Below are 19,130 nucleotides of genomic sequence, written 5' to 3' on the forward strand. Positions count from 1 at the left end.
AACTCCAGCCGCGTCTCGCCGGCAAAATGCGCCCTGGCGTAGCCGATCACCGTGTCCTTGCCGGCGCCGCTCGGCCCGACCACCGCGACGAAGACGCCGTTGCGGATCGGAAGGGTCTCGGTGAGCTCTCGTTCGATCAGCGCAGAAACCATCATGCGACGCGCCTGCCCTGACGCCAGACGTTGCGCACGACCGGCACATGCTGGTCGACGCGCACGCGCACGAGGTCGGCGCGCCGGCCGGGCTCGATGACACCGCGATCGCTAAGGCCGACCGCTTCCGCCGGGTTCTTTGAGACCATGGCGACCGCCTGCGGCAGCGAAATGCCTTCCACGACATCGCCGAGGAAGAAGGCGGACTGAATCAGGCTGAAGGGGATATAGTCGGACGACAGGATGTCGAGCAAACCGTCGCCGGCAAGCGAACGCGCCGACACATTGCCCGAATGCGAGGAGCCGCGCATGACGTTGGGCGCGCCCATCAGCACGCCGAGGCCTGCCGCCTTCGAGGCCCTCGCCGCCTCCTCGGTGGTCGGGAATTCGGCAACGCGCACGCCCTGCTCCACCGCCTCGTCGACATGGCCGGCCGTCGCATCGTCGTGGCTGGCAAGCACGATGCCGCGCTCGCGGCAGGCGGCGGAAATGAAGACGCGGTTCGGCCCGGAATTCTTGGCCGATTCCGCCATACGCTTCTCGCAGAATTTCTGGAAGTCGCGGTCGGTGAGCTTCAGCTTGCGCTGGTAATAATAGGCGTAGGTCTCGAGATCGACGAACTGGCGCTGGCCCGGCGCATGGTCCATCAGCGAGGCGAGCTTCACCCTGTCGTCGGTCTCGAAATTGGCGAAGGCCTCGAGGCAATCCGGCGCCGAGACCTCGCAGCGCAGATGGATGAAGTGGTCGGCCCTGAGCCGATCCTGGCGCACGCTGTCCTCGATCGCGTCGGCGAGCTTGCGCACGTCGTCGGACTTCAGGTCGGCATCCTCGTCCATGCCGACACGCAAGGCGTCGAGCACCGTGGTGATGCCGGCGGTCGCCACCTGCGCATCGTGGGCGAGCACGGCGGCGATCGGGTTCCAGCGCACTTTCGGACGCGGCGCGTAATGGCCTTCGAGGTGATCGGTGTGCAGTTCGACGAGACCTGGGATGATGTAGTCGCCGCCCATGTCCTCGCCGGTGCGGGCCGCACCCGGCTCGATCGCGGCGATCAGCCCATCGCGCAGCAGCAGCGAGCCCGCGACGATCTCGTCGGGCAGCACGATGCGGGCATTGTTCAAAACGGTCTCGGCGGTCATTTCAGCAGTCCTATCTCAGGCGGGCGGACATCAGGCGGTTTTTCTGGCCGGGCGGCGTCCAAGCACGTGGTGCGAGAGCACCATGAAGGGCGCGCCCGGTTCGGTTTCGACGAACAGCGTCAGCGTATCCACCGGCACCGGACGCTGCAGCACATCCGCGAACAGGCTGTCGATTGCAGCGCGAAGGCGCGGGCTTTCCTGTGGCCCGACGCGTCCGGAGAGCGTCATGTGGAAGCGGAATGTCTCGAAGACGTAGGGATAACCCCACTGGCAGAGGTTGCGGAACTCATCCGGCTTCAGCGAGTCTGGACTGCGGCGCTCGATCTCGGCCTCGGTCAGCGGCGCGCGGAAGCGGTCGAAAGCGCGCACGACCTCGCCGGCGAAACTGTTGAGCGGCTCGAAAGGACTTTCCGGCACCAGCGCGAAAAAGCCGTCGATCTGGCCGACGACCAAACGCGGGATGACGACTGGCGGCGTGACCTCGGCGAAATCGTCGAGCGCCGCCCGCAGCGAGGCTTCCGATTCGCTGGGCGCCAGCCGGAACGGCGCCTTCAGCGTCGCGTGGAAGCCGTAGCGCCGAGCCGAGGCGGTGTGGAAGGCAACTTCCGCCGCCGACAGGGCACCCACACCCTCAACCGGCCGAGTCGGCGCGCCGAACGGGTCGCGCCCCAGCCAGTTGGCGGCGATCCGCGCCAGCGGCTCATCCTGCCTCGGGGTAAAGTAAATGGCATAGCGCATCGAAAATCCTCGTCAGACCCGCTGCCATAGGTGATTTCCATGACGGATTGACGAAGCTTTCATGGGTTTTCGAAGGCAACCCAGGCTCCGGCGGTCCTTAGCCGACGATTTTCCCGAACTGGACCAACAGGTTGAGGGCTATGAAAAATCTCACGCCTTCATCAGCCACTCATGCTCGGCGGCGTTGTGGAATTTCCATGTCCGCTTCGGGCCGGCCATGACGTTGAGATAATAGAGATCATAGCCGTGGCAGGCCGCACACGGGTGGTAGCCTTTGGGCACCAGCACGACATCGCCGTCCTCGATCGCCATCGCCTCGTCCAGGTCGCGCACGCCATTTCTGTCGGCGTCGGTGTAGACGCGCTGGAAGGCGAAACCCTGCGGCGGGTTGAGGCGGTGATAATAGGTCTCCTCGAGATAGGACTCGGCCGGCAGATTGTCCTGGTCGTGTTTGTGCGGCGGATAGCTGGAGGTATGGCCGCCGGGCGTGATGACCTCGACCACCAGCAGCGAGTCGGCCGGCTTGCCCTCGGGCAGGATGTTGGTGACGTAGCGGGTGTTGGTGCCCTTGCCGCGCACTTCCTGACCGAGATCGTCGGGCGCAATGACGCGAGCGGGCAGGCTGCCGCCAAGACCGGGCGCCGAGCAGACGGCAAGCTCCAGCTCGGTGTCGGCGGTCACTGCCCAGTCGGAGCCTTGCGGCACATAGACCGACCAGGGCTTGCCTTCGAAGGGCGACATGCGCTCGCCGAGCAGGCCGAGATCCTTGCCGCCGGCCGCAGCCTGGCCCTTGCCGGTGACGAACACCAGGCAGACCTCGCGCTCGCCCGTCTTGCCGGCGGCCGTCTCGCCCGGCCGCAAGCGGTGGAGATCGAAACCCACGTAAGTCCAGCCCGCGCTTTGCGGGGTGACGTGAGCGACGTGGCCGTGGCCCTTGTCGGCCTTGACGAGCAGTTTCGACATTTTGTCTCCTGGATCATTCCTTCGGCTCGGCCGGAGGCTTGGGCTCCTCGGCCGGCTTGTAGAGGTAGAAGAACTGCCACACCGCGTAACCGGCGAAGCCGAGCGCGATTACACCCCAGAACGGCGTGCCGGAGGCGAATTCGATCACCGACCAGATTAGGCAGACGGCAACGACGGCAATGCGCCGCCACAGCGGTCGGAAGAAGGGGTGCTCATAGTCTTTCATCGCGCCAATCCGGGACTTGTCCAAACGCATCAGATAGACCGAGCGGCCGGACGAATCCACCGTTTACGCCGGGAAGCCCTGCGTCTCCACCGTATAACCGGCGGCCGTCATCACCCGCATCAGCTCCTTGTGGCCGACCTCAGCCATCCTCAGCGGCGGGTTCTTTTTCGGATCCTGCTCGGCCTCGACCACGAACCAGCCTTCATAGCCGTAGTCGGCGAAGCGCTGGACGATCGCGCCGAAATCGAGCGAGCCGTCGCCGGGCACGGTGAAGGCGCCGAGCGCGACGGCATCGAGGAAGGACTGCTTCGTGCGGTCGAGCCCGTCGATCACGTTCATGCGCACGTCCTTCACATGGACGTGGTTGATGCGCTTGTGGTGGTTGTCGATGGCGCGCAACACATCGCCGCCGGCGAAGGCGAGATGGCCGGCATCGAGCAGCAGCGGGATGCCCTCGCCGGAATGATGCATGAAGGAATCGAGTTCCGGCTCGGTCTCGACCACGGCCGCCATGTGATGATGGTAGGAAAGCGGCATACCCTGGTCGGCGCACCATTCGCCGAATTCGGTGACGCGTCGGCCATAGGCCTTCATCTCGTCGCCGGAAAGCCGTGGCTTGGTGGCAAGAGGCTTGGAGCGGTCGCTCTGGATGGAGCGGCCGACCTCGCCATAGACGATGCAAGGCGCGTTGACCGCCTTGAACAAGTCGATCATCGGCTGGATGCGATCCTTGTTCTTCGACATGTCCTCATCGACCAGCGTGCCGGAGAACCAGCCGCCGCAGAGCGTGACGTCGGCCTCTTTCAGGATCGGCAGCATCACCTTCGGATCGTTGGGGAAGCGGCGGCCCATCTCCATGCCGGTGAAGCCGGCCGAGCGCGACTGGCGCAAACACTCCTCCAGCGACACATCATCGCTCAATTCCACGAGATCGTCGTTCCACCACGCGATGGGAGACATGCCCAGTTTGGCTTTCAAGTCGTCACTCCAGGTTTGGATCGTTCAACTTTCGCTCATCGGCGCTGCCCTCATCCGCCTGCCGGCACCTTCTCCCTGGAAATGACGGGGAGAAGGGACAGGCTTCAGCGGTGGCGGCCCCCTGCTCCCCGTTCTTCACGGGGAGAGGGCAAGGGTGAGGGGCAGTGCCAGCTTCAATCACCTAAGCTCCGCATGAGCTTTTTCTCGTCATACGCCTTGCGCGCGGCGTTCACCTGCGGCCGCGACGAGACTTCCGGCACGGCAACATCCCACCAGTGGCCGCCGGCCTCGGTCGACACCAGCGGATCGGTGTCGATGACCAGCACGGTGGTCTTGTCGTTGCCCTTCGCCTTGGCGAGCGCCGTCTCGAGTTCAGCAATCGAGGCCACCTTCTCGGCGACGGCGCCGAGGCTGGCCGCATGGGCGGCGAAGTCGACGTCGGGCATCACCTCGTGGCGAGCGTCCTTCAGGAGATTGTTGAAGTTGGCGCCGCCGGTCGCCATCTGCAGCCGGTTGATGCAGCCATAGCCGCGATTGTCGAGCAACACGATGGTGAGTTTCAGGCCGAGCATCACCGACGTCGCGATCTCGGAATTGAGCATCAGATAGGAGCCGTCGCCGACCATGACGACGACTTCCTGGTCGGGTTTCGCCATCTTGACGCCGAGCCCGCCGGCGATCTCGTAGCCCATGGTCGAGAAGCCGTATTCGGCGTGATAGGAACCGGGCGCGCCCGCTTGCCAGAGCTTGTGCAATTCGCCGGGCAGCCCGCCGGCGGCATGCAAAAGCGTGACGCCCGAGCCCATCGCGCGCTGCACGGCGCCGATCACCTGCGCGTCGGAGGGATAGGCGGCGTTGGTCGAGGCCGTCACCTTGGCGGCGGCAGCCTGCCATTCCGTCTTGCCCTTCAGCGCACTGTCGGTCCAGGCGGTCGGCGCCTTCCAGCCCTTCAGCGCGGCGGAAAGCTCGGCGAGCCCTTCGGTGGCGTCGGCAACCAGCGGCAGCGCCCAGTGCTTTCCGGCATCGAAGACCTGGGTATTGAGCCCGATGATGGTGCGGCCGGCATTCTTGAACAGCGCCCAGGAGCCGGTGGTGAAGTCCTGCAGCCTGGTGCCGATGGCAAGAACCACATCGGCCTCTTCCGCCAGCCGGTTGGCCGCTGATGTGCCGGTGACGCCGACGGCCGCCATGTTGAGCGGATGATCGTCGGGCAGCGAGGATTTGCCGCCTTGGGTCTCGCAAACCGGAATGCCGGCGCCCTGCACCAGCTTGGCCAGCTCTCCGGAAGCCTGCGAATAGAGGACGCCGCCGCCGGCGATCACCAGCGGCTTCTTGGCGTTCTTCAGCGCCGCCACGGCGACGGCCAGTTCGTTGCGATCCGGGCGCAGCCGGCGCGGCGTCCAGACGCGCTCGGCAAACAGGCTTTCCGGATAATCATAGGCCTCCGCCTGCACGTCCTGGCAGAGCGAAAGCGTGACCGGGCCGCATTCGGCCGGATCGGTCAGCACCTGCATGGCGCGGTTCAGCGCCGGGATGATCTGCTCCGGCCGCGTGATGCGGTCGAAATAGCGCGAGACGGGGCGGAAGCAATCGTTGACGCTCGCCGTGCCGTCGGAGAAATCTTCGGCCTGCTGCAGCACCGGGTCGGGCAAGCGGTTGGCGAAGATATCGCCGGGAAGCAGCAGCACCGGTAAGCGATTGACGTGGGCGAGCGCCGCAGCCGTCACCATGTTGAGCGCGCCGGGGCCGATCGAGGTGGTCGCGGCCATGAAGCGGCGGCGGAAATTCGCCTTGCCGTAAGCAATCGCCGCATGCGCCATCGCCTGCTCGTTATGGGCGCGGAAGGTCGGCAGCTCGTCGCGGACCTGGTAGAGCGCCTCGCCGATGCCGGCGACATTGCCGTGGCCGAAGATCCCCCAGACGCCGCCGAAGATCGGCACCTTCTTGCCGTCGATCTCGGTCATCTGGCAGCTGAGAAAGCTGGTCAGCGCCTGCGCCATCGTCAGGCGAACGGTCTTGGTCATTGTCGTTTCCTCCGGCTTTCCCTGTGCCGCCTAATATGCTGCCCGTTCTTCTTATGCTGCTTTGCGGCCGCGCGCTGCAAGCCATGCCTCGGTCAATTGCTCGAAGCGCGAGGCCATGTCGGCGACAGCCTCGTCATCCGAGATCTTGCCGGCCAGCCATTGTTCGGCGGCATTGACAAAGATGGTGCGACCGACGGCAAATCCCTTGACGATGGGCGCATTGGCGGTGGCGGCAAAGGCGGCGACCAGCTCATCCTGCGGCGCCTCCAGACCGAGCAGCACGACGCCGCGGCACCACGGATCATTCTTGACGATCACCTGCTCTATCCTGGCCCAGGCGCCTGCCGAGGCCTGCGGCTCGAGCTTCCACCAGTCGGGCTTGATGCCCAGCGCATAGAGTTCTTCAAGGGCGCGCGGAATGGTGGTGTCGTCGAGCGTGCCGTGCTTGCCGGCGATGATCTCGACGAGCAGTTCCCTGCCGACTTTCCGCGCCGCCTCGAACAGGGCTCGCAGTTTTTGCTGCTGCTCTGTCTTCAGCGCTTCCGGATCATCCGGATGATAGAAGCAGAGGCACTTGATGCAATGGTCGACCGGCCATTCGGTGAGCTGCGAGCCGACGTCCTGCGAGAATTCGAACCGCAGCGGCCGCGATCCGGGCAGCTCGACCGGCCGACCTAACCAGGCAAAGGGATGGCGGGCGAACTCGAACATGGCATCGCGGCCGTATTTCTCATCGATCAGCATGCCGTAGCCGTCGCGACCGGCGGCGACCTTGGCCGCCGCCTTGACGGTGAGCACCTTGAAGTCGGGGATGCGCGAGACATCTGCACCGACCCTGGCGGCGACATCTTCCAGCTGGACGCGGTGGTCGCAAGCGAGCGCCATCAGCGAAGGGATGTCGCGCCGCCGCGTCGTCGCCCAATGGATGTGGTTGATTGCCTCGTCCTTGCGCAGCGCCAGATGCTTGCTGCCGTGCTTCAGAAAAAACTGCAGCTCCTCGAAGGTCGGATATTCCGGCGCGCATAGCAGGCGCGACACGGCGAAGGCGCCGCAGGCATTGGCCCAGGTCGCCGCCGTGGCAAAGCTTTCGCCGCCGAGCCAGCCGCGCAGGAAGCCCGACATGAAGGCGTCGCCGGCGCCAAGCACGTTGTAGATCTCGATCGGGAAGCCCTCGCCGACGATACCGTCCTCGAGGTCGTCGCTGATCGGCCCGTCATAGACGATGCAGCCTTTGGCACCGCGCTTGAGCACGATGGTAGCGGTCGACAGCGTGCGGATCGTCTTAAGCGCGCTCAGACAATCGTCGGCGCCGGAGGCGATCATGATTTCCTCCTCGGTGCCGACGATGAGGTCGCAATCGGGCAGCACCGTCTTCAGCTGCGCCGAGACCCGGTCCGACTTGACGTAGCGCTCGAAGCCCTCGGCATGGCCGGCGAGCCCCCAGAGGTTCGGGCGGTAGTCGATGTCGAAGACGACCTTGCCGCCCTTGGCCTTCATCAAACGGATCGCCTTGCGCTGTGCGGCATCCGAGTTGGGACGCGAGAAATGGGTGCCGGTGACGACCACGGCGCGCGCCGAGGCGATGAAAGCCTCGTCGATGTCCGCTTCGGCGAGCGCCATATCGGCGCAATCCGAACGATAAAAAATCATCGGCGAGACGCCTTCGTCCTCGACGGAAAGCAGCACCAGCGCCGTCAGCCGTTCCTTGTCGGTCTTCAGGCCGTCGACCGAGACGCCCTCACGCCTGAGCTGCTCGCGGATGAAACGGCCCATCTGCTCGTCGCCGACGCGAGTGAGCAGCGCCGAGCGCAGGCCGAGCCTTGCCGTGCCAACGGAGATATTGGCCGGGCAGCCGCCGACCGACTTGGCGAAGGAGGTTATGTCCTCCAGACGCGAGCCGATCTGCTGGCCGTAGAGATCGACAGAGGCGCGGCCGATCGTGATGACGTCGAGCGGCGGATATTTCGCTTCCACGGCTTCGCCCATTCGAACCTCCCATCGGCTTTGTTGTGCAGAGCAGCGTCGTTTTGGGCAGCACGCGCGAACGGCGGCGTGACACCGTCAATATGAAATAATAATTCCAATCTGTAGTCAATATGGAATGAGTGTTCCCTGATGGAAAAACGCCCGTTCGGGGCCGCTCAGGCCTTGCGCTTGCGGCCGGCGTCGCGCCGCTTTTCGCCGACGGCAACGGTCAGCGCCATGGCAAGCGCCATCGTCGCCGACAAAGAGCGGAAGCCGCCGAAATCGGATTCGGCCACCTCGAACCAGACCTTGGCGAATTGGGCGAGCGGCGAGAACGAGCTGTCGGTGATGGCGACGATGGGCACGCCCTGCTCGGCGATCGAGCGCGTCTCCTCGATGGTCGCAGGCGCGTAAGGCGAGAAGCTGATGGCGATGACGGCGTCGCGCGGCGTGGCGAAGCCGATCATCTCGGCATTCAAGCCCGCGGCCGACTCGATCAGTTGGTTGCGGATCTTGAGCTTGCCAAGCGCGTAGGCGATGTAGGAGGCGACCGGATAGGAGCGGCGCTTGGCCAGCACATAGATTGTCTCGGCCTTTGCCAGCAGCGTGATCGCCTGTTCGAAATGCGCATCGTTCAGCGCGCGCGAAATGTCGCTGAGCGAGGTGCTGGCGGCAGCCACGAAGCCGTCGAAGATCGCCCGGTGTCCAGCGCCTTCCTCGGCCTTGGCGCGCAGTGCCGCCAACCGCTCGTCATAGGAGGAATTGCGTTCGCGCAGCCGCTCGCGAAACACCTGCTGCAGGCTAGTGAAACCATCGAAGCCGAGCTGCTGGGCGAAGCGGATCAACGTCGAGGGTTGGACGCCGGCGGAAGCCGCGATACTCGCCGCCGTGCCGAAGGCGATGTCGTCGGGATTGTCGAGCGCATAGGCGGCGATCTGCGCGATGCGCTTGGGCAGACTGGTGCGCCGCTCCAGGATCGTCGTGCGCAAGGTCTCGAAATCGCGAGGCACCCGTCCGTCCATCGTCGCTCCGCCCACGGCCATGCTGGTGTTCCCTCTCCTGCCTCATCATAGCGGTTTCGCGCAAGAACACCATAAAAAATGATTTGGACGTTCCATTCTCTGATGAAATGGATTAATTCATCCATGCGAATTCTTCCCCTTCAGCGGAGACAATCGACATGGTCGGAGTGGGCCTCATCGGCACGGGCTTCATGGGCAAGTGCCACGCCATCGCCTGGAACGCGGTCGGCACCGTCTTTCCCGATGTCGAGAAGGCGAGGCTGGTGCATCTGGGTGAGGTCAATGACGAGCTTGCAAAGCGCAAAGCGGCCGAGTTCGGCTTCACTCGAGGCTCAGGCGACTGGCGTGCCGTCGTCAACGATCCGGAGGTCGATGTCGTGTCGCTGACCACGCCCAACCAGTTCCATCCGGAAATGGCGATCGCCATCCTCGAAGCCGGCAAGCACCTGTGGTGCGAGAAGCCGATGGCTCCGAGTTTTGCCGAGGCCGAGGCGATGGCAAAGGCAGCGACCAAATCCGGCAAGGCTGCCGTGCTCGGCTACAACTACATTCAGAACCCGGCCATCCGCCACATCGGCGCGCTGCTCGAGGAAAAGATCATCGGCGATGTCAATCTCGTGCGCATCGAGATGGACGAGGATTTCATGGCCGATCCCGAGGCGCTGTTCTTCTGGAAGCATGAGGCGGCTTCCGGTTATGGCGCGCTCGACGATTTCGCGGTGCATCCGCTGTCGCTGATCAAAGTGCTGTTCGGCCGCGTCGCTCGCGTCATGTGCGACATGGCGAAACCCTATGCCGACCGGCGCGTCGCCTCCGGCGGCCGCCGTGCGGTCGAGACCTACGATATCGCCAGTGTGCTGATGCATCTGGAGAACGGTGTCGCCGGTACGCTGCTGGTCAATCGCTCGGCCTGGGGCCGCAAGGGCCGTATCGCCCTCCAGATCTTCGGCTCGAAAGGCTCGATCCTCTACGACCAGGAGCGGATGAACGAGTTCCGGCTTTATCTGACCGCCGACCGGCCGACCGAGCAGGGCTACCGCACGATCCTGGTGGCGCCGCACCACAAGCCCTACGATTCCTTCGTGCCGGCGCCCGGCCACGGCCTCGGCTTCAACGACCTCAAGATCATCGAATGCCGCGAGCTTTTGATGCGGATCGCCGGCAAGCCGGCGCGGACCATCGACTTCGACGAAGGGCTGGAGGTCGAGCGCACGGTGCACGCCATGGCGCGATCGTTCCAGGAACAGCGCTGGGTGGATGTGAGGTGAGCCGGCTCGCCTTCAGGTGCCGGCGGCTGCTGCCGCATTGATCTCCCAGCCGTCCACCCAAACCTGCCGCAGTTGATCGCCTTCGCCTTTGAACCACAGGCCGGTCGGCTGGCAATCCTCGATGCGGTCGCTGCGGAAATTGCGGATGGCCTGGCGCAGCTCGCACCAAGCGACGATGTTGGCGGTCTCGGCGTAGTAGATCAGCGCGATCGGGCGGACGATACGCTGTGTGTCGCGGCCGGCTTCGTCGCGGTAGGCGAGGTCGAGCTTCTCCTCGTCGCGGATGGCGCGGCGCACCAGCGCCAGATCGACCGCCGCGGCCGCAGGCGAAAAACCCCAGGCATGAAGAGCGTTGGCGTCGAGCGTCTGGCGCAAGGGCGGTGGCACGGCGCCGGCGATCTTGGCGCCGACGCGCTTTGCCGCCTGCTTGAGCTCGTCGTCGCCGGTGCGTTCGAGCAGCGCCAGCGAGAGCACGATCGCCTCCATCTCCTCGATCGAAAACATCAGCGGCGGCAGGTCGAAGCCGGGGCGCAGGATATAGCCTATGCCGCGCCCGCCCTCGATCGGCACCCGCATCGCCTGCAGGGCTGCGATATCGCGATAGACGGAGCGCACCGTCACTTCCAGTTGCTCGGCAATCGTCGCCGCGGTCACCGGCTTCTTGGCCAGCCGCAGGATCTGGATGATTTCGAACAGACGCGAGGCCTTGCGCATTTTTCCACTCGATCGTAACGCAACTGACACACCCCCGTCAGTTGGGACGACCTATAGGGCCGCGCATCGGTTTGAAAATCAACAGATTCCTCAGCGTCCTTGGCGGGCGCTGCGACAGGCAACTGACATGAGTTACACGGAAAATCTCTGGCTATTCTTCATCCTGCTGTTCGGCATCATCGCCGTTCCAGGCATGGACATGCTGTTCGTGCTGGCCAATGCGCTGACCGGGGGGCGCGACAGGGGGCTGGCGGCGACCGGCGGCATTATGCTCGGCGGCGTAGTGCATACGTTGAACGGGGCGATCGGCGTCGGGCTGCTGATGCATTTCGTGCCGGTCCTGTTCAAACCGCTGCTGATCGCCGGCGCCGCTTACATGGCCTATATCGGAATTTCGCTGATGCGCAGCTCGATCACCGTCAGCGATGACGGGCCCGCCGGCAGCCGCTCCGCCTGGAAAGCCTTTCGCCAGGGATTGGTCACCTGCCTGATCAACCCCAAGGCCTATCTGTTTATCCTTGCCGTCTATCCGCAGTTCCTGAAGCCGGCTTACGGTCCGATCTGGATGCAGGCGACCATCATGGGACTGCTGACTGTCGTCACACAAGCAGGAATCTACGGCGGCCTCGCCATCACCGCCGGGCGCAGCCGGGCGCTTCTGGTCGGCAATCCGCGGGCAACGGTCATTGCCGGCCGTGCTGCCGGGCTGCTTCTATTCGCGGTCTCGGTATTCACCGCATGGGAAGGGCTGAGGGCGGCGTGAACGCCGCCCTCGCCAAGGTTGTCAGGCGGCGCCCTGACGGGTGGCGAGCAGTTCGCGCTTCACCGACCGGCGCCACTCGACGGCGCCGGCAAGACCGTGCAGCACCGTTTCGGTGGTCGCCCAGTCGATGCAGGCGTCGGTGATGCTCTGGCCGTAGGTGAGCAGCTTACCGGGGACGACGTCCTGACGGCCGGCGACGAGATTGCTCTCGATCATGACGCCGATGATGCGCTCGTCGCCCGCTGCGACCTGGCCGGCCACGTCGTGCGCGACTTTCGGCTGGTTCTCCGGCTTCTTGCCGCTGTTGGCGTGGCTGACATCGATCATCAGGCGCGGCGCGATGCCGATGCGGCCGAGCTCCGCGGCGGCCGTGTCGACACTTGCCGCGTCGTAGTTCGGCGCCACGCCGCCACGCAGAATGACATGGCAGTCTTCGTTGCCGGTCGTCGCCGCGATCGCGCTGCGGCCGCCCTTGGTCACCGCCATGAAATGATGCGGCTGCGCAGCGGACTTCACCGCCTCGCCGGCGATTCTCAGATTGCCGTCGGTGCCGTTCTTGAAACCGACCGGGCAAGAGAGGCCCGACGCCAGCTCGCGGTGGATCTGGCTTTCGGTCGTGCGCGCGCCGATGGCGCCCCAGGCGACGAGGTCGGCGATGTATTGCGGCGTCGTCATGTCGAGGAATTCCGTCGCCGCCGGCAGGCCGAGATTGTTGACGGCGGAAAGCACGTTGCGCGCCATCCGCAAGCCTTTGTCGATGTTGAAGCTGCCGTCGAGATCGGGATCGTTGATCAGGCCCTTCCAGCCGACCGTGGTGCGCGGCTTCTCGAAATAGACGCGCATGACGATCTCGAGCCGGTCGGCCAGGGCCTCGCGCAGCGCCGCCAGACGGCTGGCGTAGTCCACGGCGGCGACCGGATCGTGGATGGAACAAGGGCCGACGATGACGACCAGTCGATCGTCGGCCCCGGTCAGGATGGAATGGATGGCGTTGCGCGAGGCGGCAACGGTGCGCGTCGCCGTGAGCGAGCGCGGTATCTCGCGCATCACGTCGTCCGGCGTGCTCAGGACTTTGAGTTCCTTGACCCGTAGGTCGTCTGTGGTGGTCAACACGGCTTTCTGCTCCTGGTTAGGAGACCTGCCGGCTGAAACGAAAAAGCCGCCAGGTCTGGCGGCTTTTCGGATTAGATGCTGCAATCTTCAGATCGAGCGCAATCCTCCCGCCGCCAGCGAGCTACCGTAGCTAAAGTACCAAAACGAGGCGGTCAGGTGGATCATGCGGCTCATATAGTCGATGCCGAGGCGCTTGTCACGTCCTCATGAAGCTAAGCCTTTGCTTGGTTTGCGCCGTGCTCCGCGGCCTCGGGAAAAAGAGAGCATCATGCAGCGGTTCACGGTTCATGCAGACCATGGATCGAAAAGTTCGATTGCAAAGCCTTCGAAATCCTTCGAATTACGCGTTGCCAAGGTGAGCTGCTTCGCAATCGCGGTGGCGGCGATCAGACCGTCCATCGACGACAGACCGCGACCGCGGCGCTTGGCAAAGCCCATCAGGTCGCCCCAGGCCAGGGCAACGGCTTCGTCCACCGGCAAAACCCTTTGCTCGAAGCGCTGCGGCAAATCTCGAGCGAGCCATTCGGCCAGTGCCTCTCGTTTGCGGCCCTCATCCATGAGGGCAACGCCGCGCCGGATCTCGGCGATCGACACGACGCTGATGAATGATCGATCCTCATCAAGCCCGTCCAGCCACTTTAGAACGCCTACATCCGGCGCCGGCCTTGTCACCTCGGACAGGACATTGGTATCGAGCAGAAGCCTCAAAGCGGCTGATCACGCGGTTCGTCGGGTTGACGCTCAAGGTCGAGATCGGCGCCGCGCAGCGGCGACTCTAGGAGGAACTCCGCAAGCGTTCCTTTGCGCGCGGTCTTCCGCCGCCATTCCTCTGCGGACACGACGACAACGCTTGGTTTGCCGTTACGGGTGATCGTCTGAGGCGAAGATTGCGCCCGATCTATTACCTCCGAGAGCCGGGCCTTTGCCCCAGCGACCGTCCAGCTCGCATCTTCTTTGGGTCCGGGCAGCATCTCAATCTCATGACTATTCTGACCATCTTGACTATACCGGAATAGCAATGCTGCGGCAACAGGGGCTCTCAGGGGCCGGATACCTTTGGGCGCACGAGGCTGATCACATCTGCACCCATAGCTGGCCTGCTTCTGGCGTAAAGCTGCTCGTTGTCACTACTCCCCGATCACGCCAGCTATATTTTGATCATAATCGACCAGCGAGCCGGTCATGACGCCGGCCTGCGGGCTGAGCATATAGGTGATCAGCCGGGCAAGCTGCGCCGGCTTGACCAGCTGACCCATCGGCTGCGCGGCCTCGGCCTTTTCCAGCCAGTCGTCCGGCGCATCGTGCCACTTCTTCTGCACGATCGCCTCGCCCTCGGTGTCCATCCAGCCGGGCAGCACCGCGTTGCAGCGAATGCGGTTTTTCCGGTAGGAGCTGGCGACATTCTTGGTCAGCGTCATCAGCGCGCCCTTGCTGGTCGAATAGGGCGTCAGGAAGGACTGGCCGGCATGCGCCGACATCGACAGCACGTTGACGATCGAGCCCGGCGCCCTGCGCTCCAGGAGATGCGCGACGAGGCCCTGCATCAGGAAAAAGGGGCCGCGCACATTGGTGTCGAAGATCTGATCGAAAAGCTCTTCCGATGTCTCGACCAACGAGCCGCGGGCCGAAGTGGCGGCGGCGTTGACCAGCGCGTTCAAGGTGCCGAAATGCGCGAGCGCCGTTGCGACGGCGCGCTTGCAGTCGGCGACCTTGGCGACATCGGCGCTGATGAAGATGGCGTCGACACCGTTTTTCTTGAGCGCTGCGACCGCCTTGTCGCCCTTCTCCTGCGAGCGGCCGACCAGCGCCAGCGCGCGGCAACCCTCGTCGGCCAAGGCTTCCGCCACGGCGAAGCCGATGCCCTGCGCGCCGCCGGTGACGATGGCGCGCGTTTCTGAATTGCGACCGGCTAGACCGTTCATCGCTCTGCTCCTGTAATCGATTTCAAAACCTTCAGGCGACGCGGACGGTCTTGCCCGTCTTGGCAGACTCCAAGGCCGCATCCGCCAACTTCAAGGCGACCAGCCCGTCCTTGCCGCTCGGCGCCGCCTTCTTGCCGGCAGTCGCGGCGGCGATGAAGGAAGCGATCTCGTTGGCGTAGGCGTCGATATAGCGGGTCATGAAGAAATCGTGCAGCGGCGGGCGGGTGTAGCCCTTGTCATTGGCGAGCTCGATCGACACCGGCCGCTGATTCTCGGCCGCAACCATGCCCTTCGAGCCGTGCGCCTCGATGCGCTGGTCGTAGCCATAGGTGGCGCGGCGCGAGTTGGAGATGACGGCCTGCTTGCCGGACGCCGTTTCCAGAATGACGCTGACGGAATCGAAATCGCCCGCTTCGCCGATCTTCTTGTCGACCAGCACCGAGGCGTGCGCGCTGACCGCCACCGGCTCTTCGCCGAGCAGGAAGCGCGCCATGTCGAAATCATGGATGGTCATATCGCGAAAAATGCCGCCGGATCGCGCGATGTAGTCGAGCGGCGGCGCGCCCGGATCGCGCGAGGTGATGGTGACCATCTCGACATCGCCGATGGCGCCGTCGTCGATCGCCTTGCGGACGGCGGCGAAATGCGGGTCGAAGCGGCGGTTGAAGCCGACCATCAGCGTAGCGCCGGCCTTGTCGACCACGGCCAGGCACTGCTCGACGCGCTTGACGTCGAGGTCGATCGGCTTCTCGCAGAAGATCGCCTTGCCGGCCCTGGCGAAGCGCTCGATGAGGTCGGCGTGAGTGTCGGTCGGCGTGCAGATGATGACGGCGTCGATGTCCTTGGCCTGCTCGATGGCGTCGATGCTGCGCACCTCGGCCCCATAGGCGGAGGCAAGCTCCGTCGCCGCTTTCTCGAAGGCGTCCGCCACGGCCACCAGCTTGGCCTGCGGGTTTGAGGCTACGGCGCGGGCATGCACCTTGCCGATACGGCCGGCGCCGAGAAGAGCGAAGCGGAGAGTCATGGAATGTCCTTTGAGGGTGGCTCTAAAACGTGTCCGCGCCGGCCGGCGCGGACGATTTGGTCTGGTCCCGTCGTGGCGCCTGGTCAGGCGGCCTGAAGCTCCGCCTGCCCGGTCTTGGCGCCGGTGATGTAAGCGACGATGTCGTTGCCGTCGGTGTCCTGCTTGCGCAAATTGGCGACGATGCGGCCGCGCCGGAAGACGACGATGCGGTCGACCAGGTCGAAGACCTGGCGCATGTTGTGGCTGATCAGGATCAGCGGCTCGCCGTTCTCCTTCAGCGTGCGGATGATGTTTTCGACCTGCGCCGTTTCCTGCACGCCGAGCGCTGCGGTCGGCTCGTCCATGATGATCAGCTTGGAGGCGAAGGTTGCGGTCCTGGCGATCGCCACGCATTGGCGCTGGCCGCCCGACATGTGGCGGATGGTGCTGGAAAGGTTCGGGATCTTCACCGCGGTGCGGATCAGCGCCGCCTCCGTCGCCCTGCGCATCGCCTTGCGGTCGAGAATCGAGAAGGGGCCGAGGTTGAAAAGCACCTTCTCCCGGCCGAGGAAGAGGTTTGACGGCACGTCGAGGTCGTCGGCCAGAGCCAGGTTCTGGAACACGGTCTCGATGCCGGCCTCGCGCGCCTCGATCGGGCCGGCGAAGTTCACTTCCTTGCCGTCGAACCAGATCTTGCCGTCGGTGCGCTGCTCGACGCCGGTGATCTGGCGCACGAAGGTCGACTTGCCGGCGCCGTTGTCGCCCATGATGGCGACATGCTCGCCCTTGCGCAGCTCGAAATTCGCCTCCTGCAGCGCGTGAACGCCGCCATAATGCTTGGTGAGGTTTTCGGTCTTCAGAACGATATCGGACATGGTCAAGCTCCTATCGCCCGGCGGCGCTGGCGCCATTGATCGAGAACGACTGCGCCGACAATGATCACGCCCTTGACCATCTCCTGGTAGTAGGCGTCGAGGCGCAGGAAGGTGAAGCCGGAAATGATAACGCCGAAGATCAGCGAGCCGATCACCGTGCCTATGATAGACCCGCGGCCGCCCGAGAGCGAGACGCCGCCGATGACCGCCATGGCGATGGCGTCGAGCTCGTACATCACGCCCATGCCGGCCTGGGCGGTGAGGTTCTTGGAGGAAAGCACCACCGCGGCGATCGAGGCGAGGATGCCGGCAATCACATAGACCAGCACCTTGTGGTTGGCGATCTTGATGCCGGACATGCGCGCGGCGTCCTCGTTGGAGCCAATGGCGTAACAATGCTTGCCGTATCGGGTGTAGCTCAGGACGAGCTGGAACAGGATCGCCAGTGAAATGAAGATGATGACCGGCATCAGCCCCTTGCCGATGGCCGCGAAGCTGTCGGTCGGGAACGAGATCGGTTGGCCCTTCGACCACCATTTGGCGATGCCGCGCGCCGTGACCATCATGCCGAGCGTGGCGATGAACGGCGGAATGCGGGTGTAGGCGATCAGGGCGCCGTTGATCAGGCCGGCAATCAGCCCGCAGCCGATCGCGACCAGAAGCGGCACGATGACCGGCAGGTCGGTCCATCCGTAGTCAATGAACATCGCCTTCGGGTTGGGATTGCCGTTGACGGTCGCAACCTGCGCGAAACTCATGGCGATCATGGCGGTGGCGCCTACGATCGAGCCCGAGGACAGGTCGATGCCGCCGCAGATGATGACCTGCGTGACGCCGATGGCTATGATGCCGACGATCGACACCTGCAGGATGATGATCTGCAGCCGCTGCTCGTTGAAGATAGCATCGACGTTATCGCGGGTGTTGAAGAGGAAGCTGTCGCCGAGGAAGACGCGGCCGATCAGCTCGAATGCGCCGACCAGGATGACCAGCGCCAGAAACACGTTGAACTCGGCAGGCCAGGGGCGCTTCTTGGCGTCATAGCTCAGCCCGCCAATGCCATGCGATGTCTGTGACACGTCTTCTTCCTCCGAATGACCGCGCCCGCTCTCCCGCCCGGTCGGGCGGGAGAAGGAAGGGAGCGACGCTGCTCTGTCTGCAGCCGATTTCAGCCAACTCGATGCGTCGGAGCGCCGCTCCAGGGTTTGTCCTCACGCAAGTCCGTATGGAAAACTTCCTGGAATTGCGTTGGCGCGGCGTCAGTTCTTCTTCAGGAACTTGTCGATGTTCGCCGGCGTCACGAGCTGGAAGGGGATGTAGACCTTGCGCTCCACCTTCTCGCCCTTGGAGAGCTTCAGCGCCGCATCGAGCGCGCCCGCGCCTTGGCCAGCCGCATCCTGGAAGACCGTGACGTCGAGATCGCCCGCCTGCATCGCGGCCAGCGCGTCCTGGGTTGCGTCGACGCCGCCGACCACGACCGACTTCATGTCGATATTGGCGGCCTTCATCGCCTGGATGGCGCCGATGGCGCTTTCGTCATTGTTGGCGATGACGCCGTCGAACGGCTTGCCGGACGACAGCCAGTTGGTCATCAAGTTCTGCGCTTCGTCACGCTTCCAGTTCGAGGTCTGCTTGTCGATGATCTTGATGAAGTTGCAGTCCGGCGTGGCAATCACTTCATCGATATCCTTGGTGCGCTGCACCGCCGCCTGATTGGAAAGCTCGCCCATGATCACATAGACATTGGCTTCCTTCTTGCCGGCTTCCTTGAACAGCCGGCAGATTTCCTTGGTCTCGAGCGTGCCGGACTCGGCCTCATTGGACGCGACGAAAGCCTGGTTGTCGGGCAGCTTGTCGACATTGACCGGCTCGCGGTTGACATAGACCAGCGGGATCTTGGCCGCGGCCGCGGCATCCGACATCGCCTGGGTGGCCGAAGTGTCGACCGGGTTGACGATGATCGCGTCGACGCCGGAAGCGGCGAAGTTCTTGATCTGGTCGAGCTGCTTGGCCACGTCGTTCTGCGCGTCCTCGACCTGCAGTTCGACGCCGTCCATGCCCTTGGCCTGTGCGATCATGCCGTTGCGCAGCACGGTCAGGAAATTGTCGTCGAAAAGAGCCATCGAGACGCCGATCTTGGCGGCGAAGGCGGACGAACACATCAGCGCCGAAAGCGCGACGCCCAAAAGCAGTTTCTTCATTTTAGTTTCTCCTCCACTTGGTGTCCGGCTGCACCGATTGAACCGGAATCCCCGATGTTACCGG

At 64.2% G+C, this 19,130-nt stretch carries 19 protein-coding genes and 1 pseudogene; 2 read left to right on the forward strand and 18 right to left on the reverse strand.

Features of this window, described 5'->3' with window-relative positions:
* The 9 genes and pseudogenes from EOA32_RS39895 to EOA32_RS16630 all read right to left on the reverse strand — a co-directional run.
* Positions 1 to 155, reverse strand: a pseudogene (locus EOA32_RS39895) (phosphonate metabolism protein/1,5-bisphosphokinase (PRPP-forming) PhnN); the annotation flags it as partial.
* Complete coding sequence (locus EOA32_RS16595; protein WP_067002851.1) at positions 152 to 1,291, reverse strand: alpha-D-ribose 1-methylphosphonate 5-triphosphate diphosphatase; 1,140 nt, start codon at positions 1,289 to 1,291, stop codon at positions 152 to 154. The gene EOA32_RS16595 and the pseudogene EOA32_RS39895, both read right to left, overlap by 4 nt.
* Positions 1,292 to 1,321: 30 nt before the next feature.
* On the reverse strand, positions 1,322 to 2,029 hold the full coding sequence (locus EOA32_RS16600) for a DUF1045 domain-containing protein (RefSeq protein WP_095776908.1): 708 nt from the start codon (positions 2,027 to 2,029) through the stop codon (positions 1,322 to 1,324).
* 150 nt (positions 2,030 to 2,179) lie between these two features.
* On the reverse strand, positions 2,180 to 2,992 hold the full coding sequence (iolB, locus tag EOA32_RS16605; protein ID WP_095776907.1) for a 5-deoxy-glucuronate isomerase: 813 nt from the start codon (positions 2,990 to 2,992) through the stop codon (positions 2,180 to 2,182).
* A gap of 13 nt (positions 2,993 to 3,005) precedes the next feature.
* Complete coding sequence (locus tag EOA32_RS16610) at positions 3,006 to 3,218, reverse strand: hypothetical protein (protein ID WP_067003268.1); 213 nt, start codon at positions 3,216 to 3,218, stop codon at positions 3,006 to 3,008.
* A 63-nt stretch (positions 3,219 to 3,281) separates the two neighbouring features.
* A complete protein-coding gene (gene iolE, locus EOA32_RS16615) occupies positions 3,282 to 4,196 on the reverse strand; it encodes a myo-inosose-2 dehydratase (protein WP_095831893.1) in 915 nt (304 codons plus the stop codon).
* A gap of 173 nt (positions 4,197 to 4,369) precedes the next feature.
* Positions 4,370 to 6,220: a 3D-(3,5/4)-trihydroxycyclohexane-1,2-dione acylhydrolase (decyclizing) gene (gene iolD / locus EOA32_RS16620; RefSeq protein WP_128372330.1), complete on the reverse strand. Its 1,851-nt coding sequence runs from the start codon at positions 6,218 to 6,220 to the stop codon at positions 4,370 to 4,372.
* A 51-nt stretch (positions 6,221 to 6,271) separates the two neighbouring features.
* Entirely contained in the window at positions 6,272 to 8,206 is a 1,935-nt protein-coding gene (gene iolC / locus EOA32_RS16625) for a 5-dehydro-2-deoxygluconokinase (protein WP_128372331.1), read from the reverse strand.
* 155 nt (positions 8,207 to 8,361) lie between these two features.
* Entirely contained in the window at positions 8,362 to 9,207 is an 846-nt protein-coding gene (locus EOA32_RS16630) for a MurR/RpiR family transcriptional regulator (RefSeq protein ID WP_067323921.1), read from the reverse strand.
* 158 nt (positions 9,208 to 9,365) lie between these two features.
* On the opposite strand from EOA32_RS16630, the gene EOA32_RS16635 reads away from it, so the two are divergent.
* Positions 9,366 to 10,475, forward strand: a complete 1,110-nt coding sequence (locus EOA32_RS16635; RefSeq protein ID WP_128372332.1) for a Gfo/Idh/MocA family oxidoreductase — start codon at positions 9,366 to 9,368, stop codon at positions 10,473 to 10,475.
* A 12-nt stretch (positions 10,476 to 10,487) separates the two neighbouring features.
* Here the strand turns inward: EOA32_RS16635 and EOA32_RS16640 are convergent, their stop codons facing one another.
* Positions 10,488 to 11,189, reverse strand: coding sequence for a YafY family protein (locus EOA32_RS16640; RefSeq protein WP_095782142.1), 702 nt, complete (start codon positions 11,187 to 11,189; stop codon positions 10,488 to 10,490).
* A gap of 127 nt (positions 11,190 to 11,316) precedes the next feature.
* Between EOA32_RS16640 and EOA32_RS16645 the strand changes: the two genes are divergently transcribed.
* Entirely contained in the window at positions 11,317 to 11,952 is a 636-nt protein-coding gene (locus tag EOA32_RS16645; protein ID WP_128372333.1) for a LysE family translocator, read from the forward strand.
* A 21-nt stretch (positions 11,953 to 11,973) separates the two neighbouring features.
* Here EOA32_RS16645 and EOA32_RS16650 read toward each other — a convergent pair whose 3' ends face one another.
* From EOA32_RS16650 to EOA32_RS16685, 8 genes are all read right to left on the reverse strand, one after another.
* Complete coding sequence (locus tag EOA32_RS16650; protein WP_128372334.1) at positions 11,974 to 13,065, reverse strand: 3-deoxy-7-phosphoheptulonate synthase; 1,092 nt, start codon at positions 13,063 to 13,065, stop codon at positions 11,974 to 11,976.
* Positions 13,066 to 13,350: 285 nt separating this feature from the next.
* Entirely contained in the window at positions 13,351 to 13,773 is a 423-nt protein-coding gene (locus EOA32_RS16655) for a type II toxin-antitoxin system VapC family toxin (RefSeq protein WP_128372335.1), read from the reverse strand.
* Positions 13,770 to 14,036 carry a type II toxin-antitoxin system Phd/YefM family antitoxin gene (locus tag EOA32_RS16660; RefSeq protein ID WP_128372336.1) on the reverse strand — a complete coding sequence of 89 codons (267 nt, stop codon included), beginning with the start codon at positions 14,034 to 14,036 and terminating at the stop codon, positions 13,770 to 13,772. The genes EOA32_RS16655 and EOA32_RS16660 overlap by 4 nt, the downstream gene beginning before the upstream one ends.
* Before the next feature lie 156 nt (positions 14,037 to 14,192).
* Complete coding sequence (locus EOA32_RS16665) at positions 14,193 to 14,987, reverse strand: SDR family oxidoreductase (RefSeq protein ID WP_067002874.1); 795 nt, start codon at positions 14,985 to 14,987, stop codon at positions 14,193 to 14,195.
* Positions 14,988 to 15,018: 31 nt separating this feature from the next.
* A complete protein-coding gene (gene iolG / locus EOA32_RS16670) occupies positions 15,019 to 16,011 on the reverse strand; it encodes an inositol 2-dehydrogenase (RefSeq protein ID WP_067002875.1) in 993 nt (330 codons plus the stop codon).
* 83 nt (positions 16,012 to 16,094) lie between these two features.
* Positions 16,095 to 16,865: an ATP-binding cassette domain-containing protein gene (locus tag EOA32_RS16675; protein WP_067003269.1), complete on the reverse strand. Its 771-nt coding sequence runs from the start codon at positions 16,863 to 16,865 to the stop codon at positions 16,095 to 16,097.
* 2 nt (positions 16,866 to 16,867) lie between these two features.
* Positions 16,868 to 17,944, reverse strand: a complete 1,077-nt coding sequence (locus EOA32_RS16680; RefSeq protein WP_067323903.1) for an ABC transporter permease — start codon at positions 17,942 to 17,944, stop codon at positions 16,868 to 16,870.
* 180 nt (positions 17,945 to 18,124) lie between these two features.
* Entirely contained in the window at positions 18,125 to 19,066 is a 942-nt protein-coding gene (locus tag EOA32_RS16685) for a sugar ABC transporter substrate-binding protein (protein ID WP_067002877.1), read from the reverse strand.
* Positions 19,067 to 19,130: the final 64 nt, after the last annotated feature.

Source organism: Mesorhizobium sp. M1A.F.Ca.ET.072.01.1.1 (assembly GCF_004023325.1).
Taxonomy (GTDB): domain Bacteria; phylum Pseudomonadota; class Alphaproteobacteria; order Rhizobiales; family Rhizobiaceae; genus Mesorhizobium.